The organism is Geomonas sp., assembly GCF_056994735.1.
Genome location: NZ_JBXKJL010000091.1, coordinates 1 through 2,457 on the forward strand (window position 1 = coordinate 1; position 2,457 = coordinate 2,457).

The following is a 2,457-nucleotide window of genomic DNA, read 5'->3' on the forward strand; positions in this document are numbered from 1 at the left end:
GCGGTATCGGTATCGGGGGCGATTTTTATTATCCTGGAGATGAACACCCCCCTCACCGGGATGATCAAGGTTTCCAATGCCCCCTTGCGGAAAGCACTGGACCACCTTGGCAAGTAGCATCCTCGGCCTGTCACGGCTACTATCGCTAGCTATCTCAGCTACTTCCATTTAAGAACCAGTCATTTGCCAGGTATACAACGCGGCATATTCTGCTAAATTAAGATTGGTGTTTATCAACTTGATGCCGTTCGCAGGTGCCTGTACCCCGATAAGGGTATGGATCAACCTGCAAAACGTTCTACCGGATCTAACGGATCTACAGGTGATTGACTGACCTGATTGGTACCAATCTTCCGCCAGCTTCTAAAACTGTCATTCCCGAAGCGATTCTGATCGGGAATCCAGCTCCTAAACGACGTGAAATCTGGATCCCCGATATGGGCATTCGGGGATGACAATCTCATAGCGGAAGATTAGCGCTAATCAGTTTGACTGATGACGTAGCGTGTTGAACGACGAAAATGTGTGAAAGTGGCAATCGCGGCCGCAATTAAACAGCCAAAAGGTGAGTTATGAACATGTATCAGAGGGTGCTTCTGGTCGATGCCGGCACCGGATTCTACAAAACGAGAAAGTACGACTTCCAGCGCTACTTCGGTCCCGTTGACCTCGGCATCCACCTGACCAGGGAGTACCGCAGCCTCAATTTCGGCGTCGGTATCTTCGCCGGCTCCATCTTTCCCGGCTCGAACCGGCTGGTGGTGACCGGAGAGTCCCCCTGCTGGGAGGGGTACTACATCAGCTCCATGGGGGGGGCGGGGCTCATCTTCGACAACCTCGGAATAAACATGCTGAGCCTGGTCGGCAAGGCCCCTGCCCCGTCGGTCCTCGTCCTGAACCGTAACCACAGTGAGGAGATCGAGGTGGAGGTTGTCCCGATCGATGTGGAGTCGATCTGGAGATCGGGGCGCGGGGGGGGCTACGCCCTCACCGACCGGGTCTACGAGATCTTCGGCTCCCGCTACGAAAACGATCCGCGCATCCTGGTCACCGGCCCGGCCGCCCTGCGCACCGACATGGGAGGGATCATGTCGGTCCCCATCAGCAAGGGGAGGATCAGCTTCGTCGATACCTGGGCAGGCCGTGGCGGCTTCGGCAGCGCCATGCTTCGGAAACACGGCATCGCAGCCATCATTTACGGCGGCACCATGGTGGGCGAGGACTTCCGCGACAAGAAGGTGGCCGACGAGTGGTTCGAGAACAAGTACAGCCTGCGACTGATCCAAAAGGACCTGGAGGCGACCACCAAGTATCGCTATGACGAGAAGCTGCAGACCGGCGGCACCTTCGGCGTCAACTTCGCCACCATGGGAGGGAGGATCCTGGCCTTCAACTACCGCACCATTTCCTGGAGCGAGGAACAGCGCCAGGCCCTGCACCGGAACTTCGTGGTCGATCATTATCTCAAGCAGTTCAACGAGGAGACGATCACCGCCAAACAGCAGGCCACCTGCGGCGAGCCGTGCGCCGCGGTCTGCAAGAAGATGAGCAGCATGTACAAGAAGGATTACGAACCGTACCAGACCATGGGTCCGCTCTGCGGCATCTTCGATCAGCGGGCGGCGGAAAAACTGAACCACCACTGCGACGCCATGGGCTTCGACGCCATCTCCGGCGGAGGGGTGCTGGCCTGGCTGATGGACCTTTTGGACGCGAAGCTGCTGAACCCGGAGGAACTCGGAGTCAGCAGGCTGCCACGTTGGGAGGTAAGCGGGTTCGACCTGGTGGCCGATTCGATGCACAATGCCGAGTTAGGCTGCGAACTGATCGACGCGATCCTGGAACGTCGCGGTGTCATCGACTTCGGGGAGGGAGTGCGCAAGTGGAGCCGGATCCATTCGCGGGAGAAGGGGGTGGCGCTCCATGACCGCCTGCTCTACATCGCCTTCGGCAGGCGCGGGTGGGTGGTGCCGAACCAGTACTGGGTCCCCGGCGTGCTGGCCCCGATGGCCATCATGGGGAAATACTACATGATCTACGGCAGCGACTTCGTGCCGCCAAGGGTACTGGGAAGAATGTGCGCGGAGCGCATGAAGAAGGAACTGATCCTCGACAATCTCGGCACCTGCCGCTTTCACCGCGGCTGGGCGGAGGAGATGCTCCCTGAGGTCCTGGGCTCGCTGTACGGTTGCAGGGAGCAGTTCCTGCACGCCATCGACGTTCTCGCAAGCCGCCTTCACAGCCACAACAGCGCGATCTTCTGGGAGTCCCAGGTGAACGTCGATTACCTGCACAGCTTCCTGAAACGGAAAAAGGAGGTCGACGGCGAGCAGGACCCCCGGCTGGGGGAATGGCTGGAGAAGTTTGACAACGACCGGGTGGAGGCGGCAAGAGAGTTCTGGTACGAGACGCTCAAAGGTATCGACGAAAGCCTGCGTGAATTCTACTGAGGCGGTT

1 protein-coding gene is annotated in these 2,457 nt (G+C 58.6%); it reads left to right on the forward strand.

What is annotated here, in order from left to right:
- The first annotated feature begins 572 nt into the window (after positions 1 to 572).
- Complete coding sequence (locus AC11W3_RS04095) at positions 573 to 2,450, forward strand: aldehyde ferredoxin oxidoreductase C-terminal domain-containing protein (RefSeq protein WP_484092543.1); 1,878 nt, start codon at positions 573 to 575, stop codon at positions 2,448 to 2,450.
- Positions 2,451 to 2,457: the final 7 nt, after the last annotated feature.